Source organism: Bacilliculturomica massiliensis, from assembly GCF_900605495.1.
Lineage (GTDB): Bacteria > Bacillota > Clostridia > Peptostreptococcales > Anaerovoracaceae > Bacilliculturomica > Bacilliculturomica massiliensis.
Genome location: NZ_LR027601.1, coordinates 169,532 through 185,062, shown reverse-complemented (window position 1 = coordinate 185,062; position 15,531 = coordinate 169,532). Strand labels below are relative to the sequence as shown.

Here is a 15,531-nt window from a genome sequence, read left to right as displayed (position 1 = left end):
GCAAACGCCCACGGCCTTATGCCGGATCGTTTCCGCCCAGCCATATCTCCTAAATAATAAACGCCTGAATTGCGTTGAAGAAATATCCTACTAGAATAATGCCGACGGCACAAATACCGATGAACAGGCCCAACAGCTTTGGCTTGACAGCCTTTTTCAGCATGACCATAGAAGGCAGACTGAGCGTCGTAACGGCCATCATAAAGGACAGGATCGTGCCCAGCTGCGCGCCCTTATAGAGCAGCGCTTCTGCAATGGGGATCGTGCCAAAGATGTCGGCATACATTGGGATCCCCACCAGCGTGGCAAGAACGACGCCAAAGGGGTTGCTGCTGCCCAGCGCAGTCTCGATCCAATGTTCCGGGATCCAGTTGTGGATGAGAGCGCCAATGCCGACGCCCACCAGAATATAGGGAAACACTTTCTTAAAGGTGGAAAGCATTTGCTCTCTCGCATAAAGGATCCGGTCTTTTCTCGTCAGGTCAGGGGATTCGATATTCACGCTGCCCGCCGTGAGAATGAAGCTCTCCACATATTTTTCCATGTGCAGCTTTTCGATGATCATGCCGCCCGCCACCGCAATGACAAGCCCTACCGCCACATAGATGACCGCGACCTTTGCCCCAAAAATGCTCATGAGCAGTACAAGGCTTCCCAGATCCACCATCGGAGATGAGATCAAAAACGAGAAGGTTACGCCCAGCGGCAGACCTGCGCTGCTAAAACCGATAAACAGCGGAATGGACGAACAGGAACAGAAGGGCGTTACCGTACCCAGCAGAGCGGATATACAGTTTGCCCAAATGCCGTGAAAGCGCCCGAGGATCTTCTTGCTCCTCTCCGGAGGGAAGTAACTTTGAATGTAACTGATCAGGAAGATCAGAAAACAGAGCAGGATCGTGATCTTCGCCGTGTCATAAAGGAAGAATTGGACGCTGCCGCCTACGCGGCCGCCCACATCCAGCCCTGCGGCAGAAAGACCCATACCGATCAGCTCATTGAGCCATTTCATACCGAGAACTTGGTCTTGAATAAAATCCCAGATCATTGACCGCACCCTCCGCTCTCTCCGGAGCAGAAAAGGCCGTCAATAAATCCTTTAAATGCGGCCAGCGTTTCGCAATTTAAAGAGTAATGACTCCATTTGCCCTCTTTCCGCACCTCCACCAGTCCGCACTCACATAGAATCTTCATGTGGTGGGAAAGGGTCGGCTGTGTAATTTCAAACCGTTCTAACAGCTTGCAAGCGCATTTCTCGCCGTCAGACAGCATTTGTACGATCTGCAGCCGGTTGGAATCTCCCAACGCCCTGCAGATCAACGCAACGTCGATCGTATTCATATCGCGCACCTCACATTGATCATTATCTATTTGTTATTATAGACAATACATAGATAGATGTCAATATGAAAACTTCTTTATTCCTTATCTCTGAATTTCTTGATTGCAGTTCCTGCACCTATTCCCGCTATCATTCCTAAAACAAGGCCAAAACACATTGATATTCCTACTTTACCTTGAAAGATCCCTATCGCGCAGCCGATGGCCAGCCCCAGCAGCATCCCTGCAAACATACATACCGTAACGAACTGATTCCTGTTATTCATAAACGCTCCATTCCTGACTTCCGATTTTTGTTCACGTCCAATCTATACTATATAATATAATGCAGATCAGCAGTTGATCGAAAACTTGAGAGAATCCATTTTTTCTTTTTGCCTTGTATTCACCATCAAAAAAGAAAAAAACAGAGGATGTAACAAGCATTTCTATTGTCTGCCTTGTCGATTTATGTCGCTTTTTTCTTTTTGAACGCACTTTTGTATTAAACGAGAAAAAAAATAATTTACATATTTTGTATTTATAAACATATCTTAACCATTCTTTTTTCGTTTTTGCTCCTTTTCGGCCGGCAAAAAGAAAAAATCCTGTCAAGTCCAGCAGACGACCCATATTTCCGCATATCAAAACGATTCCCTGCATTGGTCTCCGCGATTCTCAGCGTTTTTTGCCATAGAAATCGGTGAGACTTCCTTCACAATATTCCGATCCTGCTTCTGATCCACTCATCCTAAGTTCAATATAACAAAAAATCAGGCCAAAGCAAACGCACTTCGCATCTGTTCTGACCTGACTTTTTTGGTGAAGGCGGTGAGAGTCGAACTCACGTCCGAAAGCATTTCCACAAAACTTTCTCCGAGCGCAGCCGATTATTTAATGTTTCGCCTCGACAACCGCCAATCGGCAGGCTGAAGTCTTGGCTATCCTGTTGGTCCCTCGTACTACCAGGAGCTCATACGAAGTTTTCCCGTATGTTTGACGCCGGTGACCGGGCCTACGGGTGAACCCGGGCCGACGACGCGCCGCTATGCGGCCGCTGAACTATGCAGCGAATGCGTAATTGTTGTTTTCTTTAGCGTTTATATTTAAACGGTCCCTTTTAACGCAGACTGGACAACTGCGGCTCGCTTATCTTGCTTCTACACCCCCGTCGAAACCTTTACGCCCCCTCGTTAAATTTTGTCCGCCGACCGCGACGCAATGCGCGCCGCCGTCTGGACTCACTATCATTATACCTCTATCGCAGATTTTTAACCATTACAATCTGATTAAAAATCTGCGATATTTTCATTCCTGCCATCCCATTTCACACTCTTCTCCGGCGGTCTCTCCAGATCTATTTCATAAATTTCTGGTAATCCGCCCAATTGTCCGCCAGCAGCCGGGGTGTGTCCAGCCCGTATGGGCAGTGGTCCCTGCAGTGGCCGCAGTGAATGCAGTCTGGAATCCGCCCCATCTTTTCTTTCCAGTCTTCAGTGAGATAATCCTGGGGCCGGGCCCTTCTCAGCATCAGCGACATTCTGGCGCTGTTGGGTATGTCGATCCCGGCCGGACAGGGCAGGCAGTAACCGCAGCCCCGGCAGAATTCTCCAGTCAGTTCGGTCCTGTCTTTCTCGATGACAGCGCAGAGCTGTTCCGTCAGGCTGGGCGGATCGGCCTGGCAGGCCAGAAACTCATCCAGTTCCACTGTGCTCTGAACGCCCCAGATGGGCAGCACGTTCTCATACTGCGCCATAAACGCCCAGGCTGCCGCCCCGTTGGAGATCAAACCGCCGGACAGGGCTTTCATGGCGATGAAGCCCACGTTTTTCTCCTGACACCCCTTGATCAGACTCCGTTCTCTGTCTCCAGCCAGATAAGAAAAAGGGAACTGCACCGTGTCGTACAGGCCGGATCCCACAGCCTCCTCCGCCACATGGATCCTGTGGTTCGTAATGCCGATAAAGCCTATTTTCCCCTGCGTCTTCGCCTCCGCAGCCGCCTCGTAAAGACCGGTTCCGTCCCCTGGCCGTGGGCAGAAGGACGGATTGTGAAACTGCAGAATATCAACGCGATCCGTTTTCAGATGACCCAGACTGGTCTCAAGATCCTTTCGCAGATCGTCGCCGGTCTGCGCGGCGGTCTTGGTCGCTATGTAGATCTGGTCCCGCACGTCGCTCAGGGCGAAGCCCAGCTTTTCCTCGCTGTCGGAATAAGCCCTGGCCGTATCGAAAAAATTGATCCCGCAGTCATACGCTTTCCGCAGGATGACCCGCGCCTCATCAAAGGAGACCCTCTGGATCGGCAGCGCTCCGAATCCGTTTTTATTGGCCCGGATACCGGTCCTTCCCAGAACAACTTCCGTCATCTCACTCGCCTCCTGTCATTGGTCCGCCGCCGCTATCTCCATTTGTTTTTCATTTCTTTTTCAATGCGCCGGTCAGCGTCCTTCTTCGCCATATCGTCCCGTTTGTCGTAGAGCTTCTTTCCTCTGGCTACCGCCAGCTCTATTTTCACCAGCCCCCGGCCGTTGAGATAGAGCTGCAGGGGCACAAGAGTCAGTCCCTTCTGGGTCGTATAGCCGATGAGCTTTCGGATCTCCTGCTTGTGGAGCAGGAGCTTTCTGGGCCGCAGCGGATCCACATTGTACCGGTTGCCCTGTTCATAAGGGCTTACGTGCATATTGTAAATGATCACTTCCCCGTTATCGATCTTGGCGTAGCTTTCCTTCAGATTAACTTTGCCTTGACGCATGGATTTGATCTCCGTGCCGGTGAGGACCAGCCCCGCCTCGTACACTTCTTCGATAAAGTAATCGTGTCTCGCCTTTTTGTTGTTGGCCAGTAATCTTCGTTCACCCATAATATCACCACACTTGCTGCTGTTATTTGTTTATCAAAATCTTTGCCGCCCGTTTTTACGCGGTCTGCGGGCTACATCAGACCGATCTGATCGAAGGGATACAGCCGCAGCACTGCCTTTCCAATAATATCCTCCATTGCGATCTGTCCGATGCTTGGGTCCCGGCTGTCGCGGCTTCCGCCCTGGACCCGGTTGTCTCCCAAAACAAACACGTGATCCTCCTGGATCACGACCTCATCCATGCTGCCCGCCGTAACGCCGCCGTTGATGTAGTCTTCCTCCAGCTTATCGCCGTTTCTGAAAACGTAGCCGTCATGAATGGAGATGGTATCTCCCGGCAGCCCGATCACCCGTTTGATAAAGTCCTTTTCCTTGCCGTTTTCCATATACACATGACTGTTGAAAACGATAATGTCGCCGTATTCCGGCATTCCCTTTACATAAGGGATCGTGCTCATGATCATGTAGCTGTTTGACTCGATGGTCGGATACATGGAATTGCCGCTGACCAGCGTCGGCTTCACAAAACTGGTCACTAAAAAAGCGATGACCAGCGCCAGTACGATGGTCTTTGCAAAATCCCATATCATTTTCCCCATGTTTTTCATCTGTCCTCTCCTCTCCGCCGGCAATCCCCATTTCCGGCTGAAATCCTCTCCCCTTTTGTTCTGTGGCCCCTCTTTCCGGTCCGCCCTCTTCCTACTTCACCGTTCCGATGGAGTTGAAGGGGTACAGGCGGAAAAACGCTTTGCCCACGATCTGATCCTCCGAGATACAGCCTACGCTGGGATCTCTGCTGTCGATGCTGTTCTGCCGGTTATCGCCCATGACGAACAGCGAATTCTCCGGCACCGTCACTTCTTCCATATAGCCGCCGGTATACCCCTCCAGCGTATAGGGCTCGTCAAGAGCCACGCCGTTTCTGAAAACGGAACCGTCGGAAACGCTGATCGTGTCCCCCGGCACGCCGATGATCCGCTTCACAAGAAGCTTCTCTCTCCCCTCAGCTGTTTTTAAATTGGTGTGAAACACGATGATATCGCCGCTTTCCGGCTCGCCGAACAGATACGCCTGCCTGCTCAGAAAAATATAGTCATTTTCGTGAAGAGTGGCTTCCATGGAATGCTCCTTTACGATCGTCGGCTTGATGAACTGTATGATCAACAGCCCCACGGCCACGGCGATGGCAATATCTTTGATCCACTCTTTCGTATTCTCGCTCAATTTCATCATCTCCTGTCTATCCCTGTCCTATTCATCATCTCGTCGAAATCCCCTTGAAAAATCCCTGCCCGGATCGTTTCCATAAAATCTGTGAGCGGGGCCGTAACTGTTTTGCCGGCCAGATATTCCAGCGGCGGAAGCGCGCTGCTGAAGGCCAGACGGTATGCGTGCAGAAATTGGGTGCTCAGACCATACTCTCTGCGGATCCTGGCATTCACCGCAGGATCTCCGTACTTTTCATCTCCGATGACCGGATAGCCCGCTTTCTGCATGTGCGCGCGGATCTGGTGGGTGCGCCCCGTGACCAGCTCCACCTCCACCAGCGTGAACCCTTTGGCCCAGGCCACAGGCCGGGCGATGGTCTCGATAGCTTTGCCTTCATTACCGGACGGATCCTTATCCCGCCATACCTTCACAATGTTTTTGTCGTGATCCTTCGTCAGATAATCAGAGAGGGTCAGCGGCTTCTGCAGCCTGCCGGATACGATGGTCAGATAATATTTCTCCACATATCCTTTCTCCCGCATCATGCGGTTCAGACTCTGCAGCGTTCTGCTGTTCTTTCCGAACAGTACCAGCCCCGTGGTATTTCTGTCCAGTCTGTTTACCGGCGAAGGCACGAAAGTCCTCTCCCTCCGCGGCACGTAATCGCCCTTTTCGATCAGATAATCCACCACCTGATTGGCCAGGGTATTCTTTTTCTCCCTTTCATCCCCATGGACAAGCAGTCCAAAAGGCTTTTCCACAACGATAATATTTTCATCCTCGTAGGCGATGCGAAACTGCTTCTTCACCCCCGCCGGTCTCCTGCTCCGGCACAGGCTCTCCGCCTCCTCCTCGCTGATGTAAACGGTCAGCTCATCTCCGGCGCACAGCATCGTGTCCTCGCCGGCCCGCTTGCCGTTCAGCTTCACATCCTTGCGGATCATTTTGTAGATCCGGGAAAGCGGCGCATTTTTGAAATATTTTCTGAGAAACCGATCCAGGCGCTGCCTGTCGTCGTTTTCTGTTATTTGCAGTTTGATCATGTCATCCCTTTCTCCGCGGCCCGCGCCCTGCCGCATTCTCTGGCGGCGCGCTGCCGCGCCGTGTCTCATCCGTTTGCCCGGACGATACGCCTATACATTATACATCATTTCACTTTGCTTGGCAAAGCATCCCTCTGTGTAATTGAAATTTAATAATACTGGCGTCCATTTTATTTGAGATTCCCTGTCGATTGTGATAAATTAGAAGGGAAACAGGGGGGATTTTAGACGATGGAAAAAATCAAGGACTTTTTTTACGATAAGAACGATCTGGTGGTGGCGCTGATCATCATCGCCGTGGCGGGACTTCTCATCGCATGGCGCGTGGATATTATCATGGACTATCCTCAGGCGATGGCCGCCGAGCTGGAACAGCAGCAGCAGGAAGGCCAGGGCGATGCTCTGACCGCGGACGGGGAAGACCAGACCGGCGGGGAAGATCCTGCCGGGACGGACAGCGGCGGAGGCAATGACGCCGGCGCTCCCCAGGGGAACGGAGACGTTCAGGGCCGTCTCTTATACCCAACCCGATGTGGGTAAGAGACAGGCCGCACGCCGCCCAGGGCGGAGGCCAGGCTTTTCTCGCTGTCGGGATAAGGCCCGGGCGTGGAGAGGGAGAGCGCCGGCGCTCCCCAGGGGAACGGAGACGTTCAGGCTCCCGCCGGCAGCGGCACAGGCGGCAGCGGCGGTTCCGGCGCCCCGGCAAACGGCTCCAACACTCAGGCAAACGGCGGTTCCGGCAGCGGATCCGGGGCTGCGGTCGATCCGCCGAAGAACAACAGCGCGGTAACCGTCACCATACCTGCGGGATCCTCCGGGGAAAAGATCGCGCAGATCCTCGTGGATGCAGGCGTGGTCAGCTCCAAGTCGGATTTCACCACTGCGGTGGCCAACGCCAAAGCGGATACAAAGCTGAAGGCGGGAACCTTCAGCATCCCGGCAGGCGCATCGGTTGCTGACATCGTGGCGATCATAACGAAATAGAACGCAGACAAATAAAAAAGTTTCCTCTGGAAATATGATTCGCCCTGCGGGTTCATTTTCACAGGGTAAACTTTTTTGTTATTCCGTCAATATCGCTTTGCGATATTTCCTGCATAATAAAAAGACTGTGGTCCAGCGCCCCATGGACCACAGTTTTTTATTGTTTTCACCGTCTTCGGCGGCTCTCCGTATGCGCGGGCCCCTGGGGCGTCTTCGTCTTTTCCGTTCCCGAGGGTCTCCTGCCCACCAGCAGCTCCAGATGGATGGTGATCTCCCTGATCCCCGCCACCTTTTCCGCCGGCAGCCCGTCCGTGTCCACGTGAAAGGTCATGGGCGTCATGCGCAGAAACAGTCCCGCCTGTTCCTCTGTCACCGGCAGGGTATAACGCACCTCCCGCCTCTGGATCAGCTCCATGTTATCCTGAAAATAGTCCACGGTGGAGTCGTTGCGGTACTCCTTGTTCAAGAGCTGCTCCGATACGCACTGACGCACCTCTCTCAGATAGCCGCTTCCCGGCACCACCTTGATCAGGAGCCCGTCCTGCTTTAATATGCGGCAGAACTCCCTGTAATTTGCCGGAGTAAGCACGTTGAGCACCACATCAAACGAGCTGTTGTACAATGGGATATCAGCCAGATTTCCCACCATCCACCGCACGTCCGACGGCCTTCTGCACGCGATCCGGATGGCCTCCTTCACGATATCCAGCCCAAATATCTCCGCCTGTTCCATGTGATCGTCCAGCCACAGCGAGTAGAATCCTTCTCCGCAGCCGGCATCCAGAATGCGGATGGGATCTTGACCGGCCTTCTGCATCCCAGCCTTCTGCGGACCGGCGTCCGCCGGCTGATCCGCGCCTGCCTTCTCCCGTCCCTGCCCTTCTGCAGGGCCGAAATGTTCCGCGATGCACCGGCGGATCTCTTCCAGCACCGGATCGTAAAATCCCGCTCCAAACACCTGATTTCTGCACTCAAACAGTTCCCTGTCGTACTTGTTTTTGTGCAGCGCCTGTCCGCTCAGCAAATTGACATAGCCTTTTGCCGACAGATCGAAGCAGTGCTTTTTTTTGCACAGAAAGCTGCCGTTTTCCGTCACGCTGAGCTTGCCCCCGCACACGGGGCAGCGAAATATTTTTTTGCTTTCAATAAATTTTTCTACAGATCGCTTCATTTATGTTCTCCAAGCCCGGCCGTCCCCGGCCCAGGCCGCCTTTTTCCATTCGTCCGCCCCATCGGTCTTCGCGAGGGCCATATTCCTGTCTACCAGTGTAACACAGCGCCCCGGCGAAAGGCAAACTTTCCTTTTCGTTCCGCACAAGGGGCGAATCTTAACAACGTAAAAAAGTTTCCCTCAGAAACAGGATCCGCTTCGTTGAAACATACGAAAATATCAACTGAAGGTACTATCTTATAAAAACAGCGGACAGCCGGAGGGAAGCTTTTCCTTCCCTACGTAACTGTCCGCTTTTCTGATCTGCCGTTCCAGTTGTCTTTTGGCGTCTCCGCCGCTGCAGCCCTACGACGCTTCCTCCCTGTCTTACACCTCCAGCCTGCAGTCGCCGGATTTGATCATGCCCCGCATCACCAGCAGCTTATAGAAAATAACGGACAAAACTGCGGGCAGGATGAAGTGAAGGATCAGGACCTTCAGCAGAACTGTTACGCTGAAGCCCATGGCCGTGAATGTCCCGATCTGTCCCACAAGACCGGAAGTGCCCATCCCCGAGCCGGCCGCCACATTTTCCATATAAAACAGCCTGCTGGTGGCGATGGGTCCAGTGATCGCCGCCGCCAGAGTGGGCGGAAGCAGGATCCATGGATTTTTGATGATGTTGGGCACCTGCAGCATGGAGGTGCCGATACCCTGGGCGAACAGCCCGCCCACGCCGTTTTCACTGAAAGTCATGACGGCGAAGCCCACCATCTGCGCGCAGCAGCCCGCCGTGGCCGCGCCTCCGGCCAGTCCGTCCAGCGAGAGCATGATGCACAGCGCGGCGCTGGATATGGGCGCGGTCAGCACCAGTCCCACGATGACGGAAACAATGATCCCCATGGTGAAGGGGCGCATTACCGTGGCGGATTTGATGATCTCTCCCAGTCCGGTCATCAGCGCGTCCACCATGGGCCCGAACAGCATGGCCGCCAGCGCGCCCATGAGGATGGTGACTGCCGGAGTCACGATAATGTCTACCTTCGTTTCCTTTGAGACGGCTTTTCCGAATTCAGCGCCCACCGCCGCCGCGAGAAATGATCCTGCCGGGCCTCCCACCGCGCCCATGCCGCCTGTGATGATGCTGGCGAACAGTACCAGGGGCGGCGCTTTCAGTCCGAAGGCCACCGCGGCGCCTATGGCCGGTCCCATCAGGCCCATAGCCGTGCTGCCGCTGTCGAAGAAAAAGGCGGAGAACGGGTTTTCTCCAAACAGGATCGCTGTCTGTTCTCCAATGGTTTTGATAATAAGTCCGATCAGAAGGGAGGCGAACAGCCCCAGAGCCATAGCCGACAGCGCGTCGTTAAAATAACGCCTGGCGGAAAACTCGATGTCCTTCCGTTTCAAAAATGCTTTTACGTTTGCCATCACATTTCCTTTCTTGTCCCGGCCCGCATATGCGTATCGTCCTCAGGCCTTCCGTACACGCCGGCGGTGTATCCCGGCGCGCATTCATACCGTCTGATTGTACCAAACCGCGGGCAATGTGTCAAGACACATGTCAACGCTAAAAAATTGACCGCTGCATTCCAATGTGATAAAATATAACAATCTATAGTCTATGGATGAGAGGTTTAAATGGAAACAAAAGAGCGAAGAGAGAAAATTTTAGAAATACTGAAACAGGAAGAGAAGCCGCTGAGCGCCACCAGCCTCGCCAAACGATTCGGCGTCAGCAGACAGATCATCGTGGGCGACGTGGCTCTGCTCCGCGCTTCAGGAGCCGATATCTCATCCACCGCCCGGGGTTACGTCTACCGCGACGAATCGGAAAAAGTACCCTTCGGTTATGTGGGGATGGTCCCCTGCAGGCACGGAACGGATAAACTGCTGGCGGAGCTCTGCTGCGTGGTGGATTACGGCGGCTGTCTCATCGACGTGATCATCGAGCATCCTATCTACGGGCAGATCTCCGGGAATCTGGACATCAGCTCCCGTTATGATGCGGAACAATTTGCAGCCCGCGTAAAAGGAGGGGAAGGCACTCCCCTTTCCGCCCTCACAGACGGCATTCATATCCATCACATCGGCTGCCGGGACAAGGCCGTCTTCCGCCGGATCGAACATGCCCTGCTGGACCTGGGGATCCTTCTGCAATAAAACCATCCAAAAACGGCGCTTCGGTACGATCTTTATACCGAAACGCCGTTTTTTTCGGACTACCGCTCCTTCAGGGCGGCCAGAGCTTCGGAGGCGGCGAACACGTCTCCCTTGATCCCGCTCAGCGTCTCTGCCCGTATGCCGGCGCAGAGCTCCTCACAGGACTCTTCCAGCCGGGCCAGCGCGTAGACCGTATCCGACAGACGGTTTACGTAGCGGATCAATTCCGGCCGCACCCCTTCCTCGTCGCCGAGGGCTACGATCCGCCGCTCTGCCCGCCGGATGATCGTCCGGGCACAGTGCAGCGCCGCGGAGGCTCTGTTTACACCGGGGACCACGAATCCCGTCTGCCTTCCATTGATCTCCGTACAGCCATCCACGATTTTTTCCAGGTTCCGCACATCCTCCTCTGTGACCTTTGCTTTCAGCATTTCCGCTCCCCCGGCGTCGCTGGCCAGCTCCGCGCCCACGGAAAACAGCCGTATCTGGATCTGATTTACCAGTTTCCGCACCGCCTGGTTTTCAGACAGGGCATAAGCCAGCCCCAGCATGGAGTTTGCCTCGTCTATCGTCCCATAGCACTCTACCCTCAAACTGTTTTTCGCCACCCGGCTTCCCCCGTACAGACTGGTCTTTCCCTTGTCTCCCGTCTTTGTGTATAAATTAGCCATTCACTCACTCCTGTTCTTTTTCCACGCCTGCCCCAGCACCATATTCTGTGCAGGCATGATCTGTATTCCGCCGCAAAAACGTCCATCTCTAGTTTGCCTCCGCCGCCTTTCACTCATACGGAAGCGGTCATTTTTGTTAAAACTCCTGTAAAAATGCCATGATGGACCGCGGCAAGCAGGCTGTGGTATACTATCTGAAGAACAGATAGCATCCAGGTTCTGTGCGCGGCGGACGCCCTGCGCGGAACAACAGTATGATGGAGGACACGATGAAACAACTGCGCGGCAGCTCGCCGTATACGGATCTGATGAAAAACCTGAAGAGCGACTGTACATCCTGCTGCGGTCTGTGCTGCTTTGCACTGTACTTTTCAAAGCTGGACGGATTTCCCCAGGACAAAGCGCCGGGAGTGCCCTGCCGGAATCTGCAGTCAGATTTCCGCTGCGCTGTTCACAGCGAGCTGGCGGAGCGGGGCCTGAAGGGCTGCATCCATTTTGACTGTCTGGGCGCAGGCCAGCGGATCACCCGGAGCCTTTACAGCGGCAGATCGTGGAGCGAAAGCAGGGAGACGGCGGCGGAAATGTGCCGGCTCTTTCCCGAGATGCGTCTTCTCCACCAGATGCTCTGGTATTTGATCGAGGCTTCCACACTCGTGCCTGCAGCCTCCCTTCTGCCACGGACCGGCGCCCTCATCTGCGAAGTAGACGCTTGCTGTATGATGCCGCCGCAGACGATATTGGCCCGGCTTCAGGAGGGCGCGGCGGATGAATTGAGGGCCAGGGTCAACGGGGTCCTGAAAGAGACCATCGCCCTGACGGCGGCGTTCGTATCCCCCGGCTCCGCAGGCTCCGGCGCTTCCGGTTCCTCCCGGGACCGCGATCTGATCGGGAAGCGCTTCCGGGGCAAAAAGCTGGACGGACGCGACTTCAGCGCCGCGCTTCTGATCGCCTCTGATCTGTCAGGCTGCAGCCTGCGGGGCGTCAGCTTTCTGGGCGCGGATCTCCGGGATGCAGACCTGCGCGGCGCCGACCTCCGGGACAGTCTTTTCCTCACGCCGGAACAGCTAGCCTCCGCCAAAGGCGACCGAAGCACCAGACTGTCTCCACATCTGCTGCGGCCGGACCACTGGTAACTTCTTTTCCCCTTCTCCTGCTTCCTGATGTGTTTCCGCGTCTTTTCCGCTGGAAATGAAAAAAATATTTTTTTGATGCAATAAAATAAGACGCTGCCGCATTATTAAAATAGAAACACAAATGCAGCTGCAGAAACTTAAATAATGATGATTAAAAAATCAGGAGGGAAAGAATTATGAAGAGGAAAATGAGTCGGATCAGAGATATGCTTGCAGGAGGGCTGGCAGCCGTCCTCGTCATGGGGCTGGCAGTCCCGGTCATGGCCGCCCAGGGCAGCCAGACAGCGAAGCTCGTCTACGACAACATCAAGCTGGTGATCAACGGGGAGACTGTGACCCCCAGGGACGGCAAGGGCAATGTAGTCGAACCCTTTACCATCGACGGCACCACCTACCTGCCGGTGAGAGCCGTGGCGCGGGCTTTGGATATGGACGTGGACTGGAACGGAAAGACTAAGACGGTGACTCTCACCGGCAATACCGGCTCCTCCGGCGCGGTGACTCCGCCCGATCACGACGCTTCCGACTATATCGGGGTAGAGAAAGCGAAATCCATCGCTCTGAAGCACGCCGGAGTCAAGGCTTCCGACGCCACATTCTTCAAAGCGAAGCTGGACTGGGACGACGGCCGCGCCGAATATGAGATCGAGTTTTACAGCGGCAGCACCGAGTACGATTACGACATTGACGCCCTCACCGGCGAGATCCGCAGCTGGGACCATGAGGCTGACGGCTACTCCATCCCCGGCGGAACTGACAGCAAAAACTACATCAGCCTGGAAAAAGCAAAATCTCTGGCGCTGAAAAAAGCTCCCAACGGAGCGGTGCTGACCTCAATCGAATTGGATCATGACGACGGGCGGGCGATCTATGAAGGCGAACTGAAAAAGGACCGCACGGAATATGAATTCGAGATCGACGCGGTCACCGGCGACTTCCTCAAGTGGGAAGCGGATTACGACGACTGATCCGGGCAGGAAAGGATCCATCCGTCAGTGGGGATCGGCAAAAACGAAAAAAGAGCGATACCTGGTTATTTGACCGGGTATCGCTCTTTTTCTCCTTGAACAGAAACAACAGATCTATCCGCACTTTTTTCCGGTTATACCGCCGTCTCTCCGGAACGGTCTTCTTCCGTGACCGCAGAACCCAGATTCAGAGCGCTCTTTTCCAGCTCCAGCACGATATTGTTGATCTCCACCATGCGTTCCGGCGAGATGCGGTCTCCCACCGCCAGCTGCGCGTTGTAGAGGATCTTTTCCAGATCGTCGTGGATATCCGCGATCCGGTCCCGCACGCTGAGGATCTGTTCCTTGCTGGCCACATCCGCCGCCACTTCCTGCATCGTCATGACGGTCTCTTTCGCCAGTTCGAATTCCGAGATCCCCTCGATCACCGTGCAATCCCAGCCAAGTTCTTTTTTCACCGTATCCGCGAAATCGTGCTTGGAATCCGGCTCGCCGTGGACCAGGAAAATATCGTGAGGCTTATTCTGGAATCCTCTGAGCCACTGAAGCAGCCCGTCTCTGTCTGCATGTCCGGAGAATCCTTCCAGATTGTAGATCTCCGCGTTTACGTGGACTTCCTCGCCGAAGAGCATCACGTCCTTAGCGCCCTCTACGATAAGGCGGCCCAGCGTTCCCTCCGCCTGATATCCCACGAAGACAATGCTGGACTTGGGATTCCAGAGATTGTGCTTCAGATGATGCCGGATGCGTCCCGCCTCGCACATGCCGCTGGCGGAAATAATGATCTTCGGCGACGGATCCAGATTCAGCATCCGGGATTCCTCGCTGGTCCTTGTGAATTTCAGGTTCTTGAAGTCCAGGGGATTGTCGCCCTTCATGATGTAGGCCTTTGTCTCCTCGTCAAACACCTGGGCGTTTCGCTTAAACACCTCCGTGGCCGTAGTCGCCATGGGGCTGTCGATATATACGAACAATTTATCCAACTCCGCCTTGTATTCGGAATTGTCCTCGTAAAACCGGTTGAACTGATAGATCAGCTCCTGCGTTCTGCCTACCGCAAAGGAAGGAATGACTACTGTACCTCCCCTTCTTGTGGTCTTGAGCACGATGTCGATAAGCTGATTGATACTGGTGGAATTCTTCTCGTGGAGACGATTTCCATAGGTGGTCTCCATGATGACATAATCCGCTTTTTTGATCAGCGTAGGATTGCGCAGGATCGGCCGGTCCATCATGCCCAGGTCGCCGGAGAAGACGATCTTGGATACATTGTCCTCTTCCTCCACCCACAGTTCGATAATGGCCGAGCCCAGAATATGACCCGCGTCGTTGAAGACGATCCTCATCTCCTCATTCAGCTCCACCAACTGGTCGTAGAGCACCGGGGTGACATAATTTAAAGTCTCCACCGCGTCGTTGACTGTGTAGAGCGGTTCCGTCTTTGCTTTTCCCGCCCGCTCCGCCTTGCGGTTTTTCCACTCCGCTTCTTTTTCGTGTATGTATCCGCAGTCCTTCAGCATGACGGACAGCAGATCCGCCGTGGCGTCCGTACAGTAGATCCTTCCTCTGAATCCCCGCTTTACCAGCAGCGGAAGCCGTCCGCAGTGGTCCACGTGCGCATGGCTGAGCACCACGTAGTCGATATCCGCCGGGTTGAAGGGAAACTCCTCGTAATTCAGGGCGTCCATAGCTTTTCCGCCCTGAAACTGCCCGCAGTCCAGCAGGACTTTGTGCTTTTCTGTTGTAATCAAATGGCAGGACCCCGTGACCGAGGTAGCTGCTCCGCAAAATTCTATTTTCATAGATTCCTCCGTTCTTCTGACGCGCCTCTGCCCACAGACCTCCGCCCGGTGCCGACTGCCGCATTCCCTGCGCCGCCCCTTTACGCCGCGCCCGCTCCATCGACGGCGGTTTCCGGTCTGTTGTATGAATGATCGGCCCCTCCGCCTGCAAGGGCACACGAACCGCGCGCTCTTGTCAGCAGAAGGTATTCACAGTATAACACAGATCAGCATAAAACGCGCCCCACAA

18 protein-coding genes and 1 other RNA gene are annotated in these 15,531 nt (G+C 54.4%); 5 read left to right on the top strand and 14 right to left on the bottom strand.

Features of this window, described 5'->3' with window-relative positions; genetic code table 11:
- Positions 1-49: 49 nt before the first annotated feature.
- The 10 genes from E0E37_RS05895 to E0E37_RS05850 form a co-directional block, all read right to left on the bottom strand.
- Positions 50-1,048, bottom strand: coding sequence for a permease (locus E0E37_RS05895; protein ID WP_130862062.1), 999 nt, complete (start codon positions 1,046-1,048; stop codon positions 50-52).
- On the bottom strand, positions 1,045-1,341 hold the full coding sequence (locus E0E37_RS05890) for an ArsR/SmtB family transcription factor (protein WP_130862061.1): 297 nt from the start codon (positions 1,339-1,341) through the stop codon (positions 1,045-1,047). The genes E0E37_RS05895 and E0E37_RS05890 overlap by 4 nt, the downstream gene beginning before the upstream one ends.
- A 77-nt stretch (positions 1,342-1,418) precedes the next feature.
- On the bottom strand, positions 1,419-1,607 hold the full coding sequence (locus E0E37_RS05885; RefSeq protein ID WP_130862060.1) for a hypothetical protein: 189 nt from the start codon (positions 1,605-1,607) through the stop codon (positions 1,419-1,421).
- 31 nt (positions 1,608-1,638) lie between these two features.
- A complete protein-coding gene (locus E0E37_RS05880; protein ID WP_130862059.1) occupies positions 1,639-1,983 on the bottom strand; it encodes a hypothetical protein in 345 nt (114 codons plus the stop codon).
- Positions 1,984-2,140: 157 nt separating this feature from the next.
- Positions 2,141-2,510, bottom strand: a transfer-messenger RNA (tmRNA) gene (gene ssrA, locus E0E37_RS05875).
- Between the two features lie 167 nt (positions 2,511-2,677).
- The gene (locus tag E0E37_RS05870; RefSeq protein WP_130862058.1) at positions 2,678-3,688 is read right to left on the bottom strand and encodes an aldo/keto reductase; all 1,011 of its coding nucleotides are present in this window, start codon (positions 3,686-3,688) and stop codon (positions 2,678-2,680) included.
- Positions 3,689-3,720: 32 nt separating this feature from the next.
- A complete protein-coding gene (smpB, locus tag E0E37_RS05865) occupies positions 3,721-4,182 on the bottom strand; it encodes an SsrA-binding protein SmpB (protein WP_130862057.1) in 462 nt (153 codons plus the stop codon).
- Between the two features lie 71 nt (positions 4,183-4,253).
- Positions 4,254-4,790, bottom strand: coding sequence for a signal peptidase I (gene lepB, locus E0E37_RS05860; RefSeq protein ID WP_130862056.1), 537 nt, complete (start codon positions 4,788-4,790; stop codon positions 4,254-4,256).
- Between the two features lie 91 nt (positions 4,791-4,881).
- The gene (gene lepB, locus E0E37_RS05855; protein ID WP_246019642.1) at positions 4,882-5,406 is read right to left on the bottom strand and encodes a signal peptidase I; all 525 of its coding nucleotides are present in this window, start codon (positions 5,404-5,406) and stop codon (positions 4,882-4,884) included.
- Positions 5,407-5,411: 5 nt separating this feature from the next.
- Positions 5,412-6,434, bottom strand: a complete 1,023-nt coding sequence (locus E0E37_RS05850; RefSeq protein ID WP_165445225.1) for an RluA family pseudouridine synthase — start codon at positions 6,432-6,434, stop codon at positions 5,412-5,414.
- 231 nt (positions 6,435-6,665) lie between these two features.
- Here E0E37_RS05850 and E0E37_RS05845 point away from each other — a divergent pair, with 231 nt between their 5' ends.
- Both E0E37_RS05845 and E0E37_RS05840 read left to right on the top strand, forming a co-directional pair.
- The gene (locus E0E37_RS05845; RefSeq protein WP_130862054.1) at positions 6,666-6,974 is read left to right on the top strand and encodes a hypothetical protein; all 309 of its coding nucleotides are present in this window, start codon (positions 6,666-6,668) and stop codon (positions 6,972-6,974) included.
- 66 nt (positions 6,975-7,040) lie between these two features.
- On the top strand, positions 7,041-7,418 hold the full coding sequence (locus tag E0E37_RS05840; protein WP_130862053.1) for an endolytic transglycosylase MltG: 378 nt from the start codon (positions 7,041-7,043) through the stop codon (positions 7,416-7,418).
- 166 nt (positions 7,419-7,584) lie between these two features.
- Here E0E37_RS05840 and E0E37_RS05835 read toward each other — a convergent pair whose 3' ends face one another.
- Positions 7,585-8,589, bottom strand: coding sequence for a methyltransferase domain-containing protein (locus tag E0E37_RS05835; protein WP_130862052.1), 1,005 nt, complete (start codon positions 8,587-8,589; stop codon positions 7,585-7,587).
- A gap of 366 nt (positions 8,590-8,955) precedes the next feature.
- Positions 8,956-9,996 carry a PTS transporter subunit IIC gene (locus tag E0E37_RS05830; RefSeq protein ID WP_130862051.1) on the bottom strand — a complete coding sequence of 347 codons (1,041 nt, stop codon included), beginning with the start codon at positions 9,994-9,996 and terminating at the stop codon, positions 8,956-8,958.
- A 210-nt stretch (positions 9,997-10,206) separates the two neighbouring features.
- Here E0E37_RS05830 and E0E37_RS05825 point away from each other — a divergent pair, with 210 nt between their 5' ends.
- Positions 10,207-10,728 carry a transcription repressor NadR gene (locus E0E37_RS05825; RefSeq protein ID WP_130862050.1) on the top strand — a complete coding sequence of 174 codons (522 nt, stop codon included), beginning with the start codon at positions 10,207-10,209 and terminating at the stop codon, positions 10,726-10,728.
- A 59-nt stretch (positions 10,729-10,787) separates the two neighbouring features.
- Here E0E37_RS05825 and E0E37_RS05820 read toward each other — a convergent pair whose 3' ends face one another.
- Positions 10,788-11,399 carry a cob(I)yrinic acid a,c-diamide adenosyltransferase gene (locus tag E0E37_RS05820; protein ID WP_130862049.1) on the bottom strand — a complete coding sequence of 204 codons (612 nt, stop codon included), beginning with the start codon at positions 11,397-11,399 and terminating at the stop codon, positions 10,788-10,790.
- A gap of 269 nt (positions 11,400-11,668) precedes the next feature.
- On the opposite strand from E0E37_RS05820, the gene E0E37_RS05815 reads away from it, so the two are divergent.
- Together E0E37_RS05815 and E0E37_RS05810 are read left to right on the top strand one after the other, a co-directional pair.
- Positions 11,669-12,532 carry a pentapeptide repeat-containing protein gene (locus E0E37_RS05815; protein WP_165445224.1) on the top strand — a complete coding sequence of 288 codons (864 nt, stop codon included), beginning with the start codon at positions 11,669-11,671 and terminating at the stop codon, positions 12,530-12,532.
- 176 nt (positions 12,533-12,708) lie between these two features.
- Positions 12,709-13,500, top strand: a complete 792-nt coding sequence (locus E0E37_RS05810; RefSeq protein WP_246019641.1) for a PepSY domain-containing protein — start codon at positions 12,709-12,711, stop codon at positions 13,498-13,500.
- A 134-nt stretch (positions 13,501-13,634) separates the two neighbouring features.
- Here the strand turns inward: E0E37_RS05810 and E0E37_RS05805 are convergent, their stop codons facing one another.
- A complete protein-coding gene (locus tag E0E37_RS05805; protein WP_130862047.1) occupies positions 13,635-15,302 on the bottom strand; it encodes an MBL fold metallo-hydrolase RNA specificity domain-containing protein in 1,668 nt (555 codons plus the stop codon).
- Positions 15,303-15,531: the final 229 nt, after the last annotated feature.

Bases quoted from the DNA above. Each gene is read 5' to 3' on its own strand.
- E0E37_RS05895 (WP_130862062.1), bottom strand. From the start codon at position 1,048: ATGATCTGGGATTTTATTCAAGACCAAGTTCTCGGTATGAAATGGCTC.
- E0E37_RS05890 (WP_130862061.1), bottom strand. From the start codon at position 1,341: ATGAATACGATCGACGTTGCGTTGATCTGCAGGGCGTTGGGAGATTCC.
- E0E37_RS05885 (WP_130862060.1), bottom strand. From the start codon at position 1,607: ATGAATAACAGGAATCAGTTCGTTACGGTATGTATGTTTGCAGGGATG.
- E0E37_RS05880 (WP_130862059.1), bottom strand. From the start codon at position 1,983: ATGCAGGGAATCGTTTTGATATGCGGAAATATGGGTCGTCTGCTGGAC.
- E0E37_RS05870 (WP_130862058.1), bottom strand. From the start codon at position 3,688: ATGACGGAAGTTGTTCTGGGAAGGACCGGTATCCGGGCCAATAAAAAC.
- smpB (WP_130862057.1), bottom strand. From the start codon at position 4,182: ATGGGTGAACGAAGATTACTGGCCAACAACAAAAAGGCGAGACACGAT.
- lepB (WP_130862056.1), bottom strand. From the start codon at position 4,790: ATGAAAAACATGGGGAAAATGATATGGGATTTTGCAAAGACCATCGTA.
- E0E37_RS05850 (WP_165445225.1), bottom strand. From the start codon at position 6,434: ATGATCAAACTGCAAATAACAGAAAACGACGACAGGCAGCGCCTGGAT.
- E0E37_RS05845 (WP_130862054.1), top strand. From the start codon at position 6,666: ATGGAAAAAATCAAGGACTTTTTTTACGATAAGAACGATCTGGTGGTG.
- E0E37_RS05835 (WP_130862052.1), bottom strand. From the start codon at position 8,589: ATGAAGCGATCTGTAGAAAAATTTATTGAAAGCAAAAAAATATTTCGC.
- E0E37_RS05830 (WP_130862051.1), bottom strand. From the start codon at position 9,996: ATGGCAAACGTAAAAGCATTTTTGAAACGGAAGGACATCGAGTTTTCC.
- E0E37_RS05825 (WP_130862050.1), top strand. From the start codon at position 10,207: ATGGAAACAAAAGAGCGAAGAGAGAAAATTTTAGAAATACTGAAACAG.
- E0E37_RS05820 (WP_130862049.1), bottom strand. From the start codon at position 11,399: ATGGCTAATTTATACACAAAGACGGGAGACAAGGGAAAGACCAGTCTG.
- E0E37_RS05815 (WP_165445224.1), top strand. From the start codon at position 11,669: ATGAAACAACTGCGCGGCAGCTCGCCGTATACGGATCTGATGAAAAAC.
- E0E37_RS05810 (WP_246019641.1), top strand. From the start codon at position 12,709: ATGAAGAGGAAAATGAGTCGGATCAGAGATATGCTTGCAGGAGGGCTG.
- E0E37_RS05805 (WP_130862047.1), bottom strand. From the start codon at position 15,302: ATGAAAATAGAATTTTGCGGAGCAGCTACCTCGGTCACGGGGTCCTGC.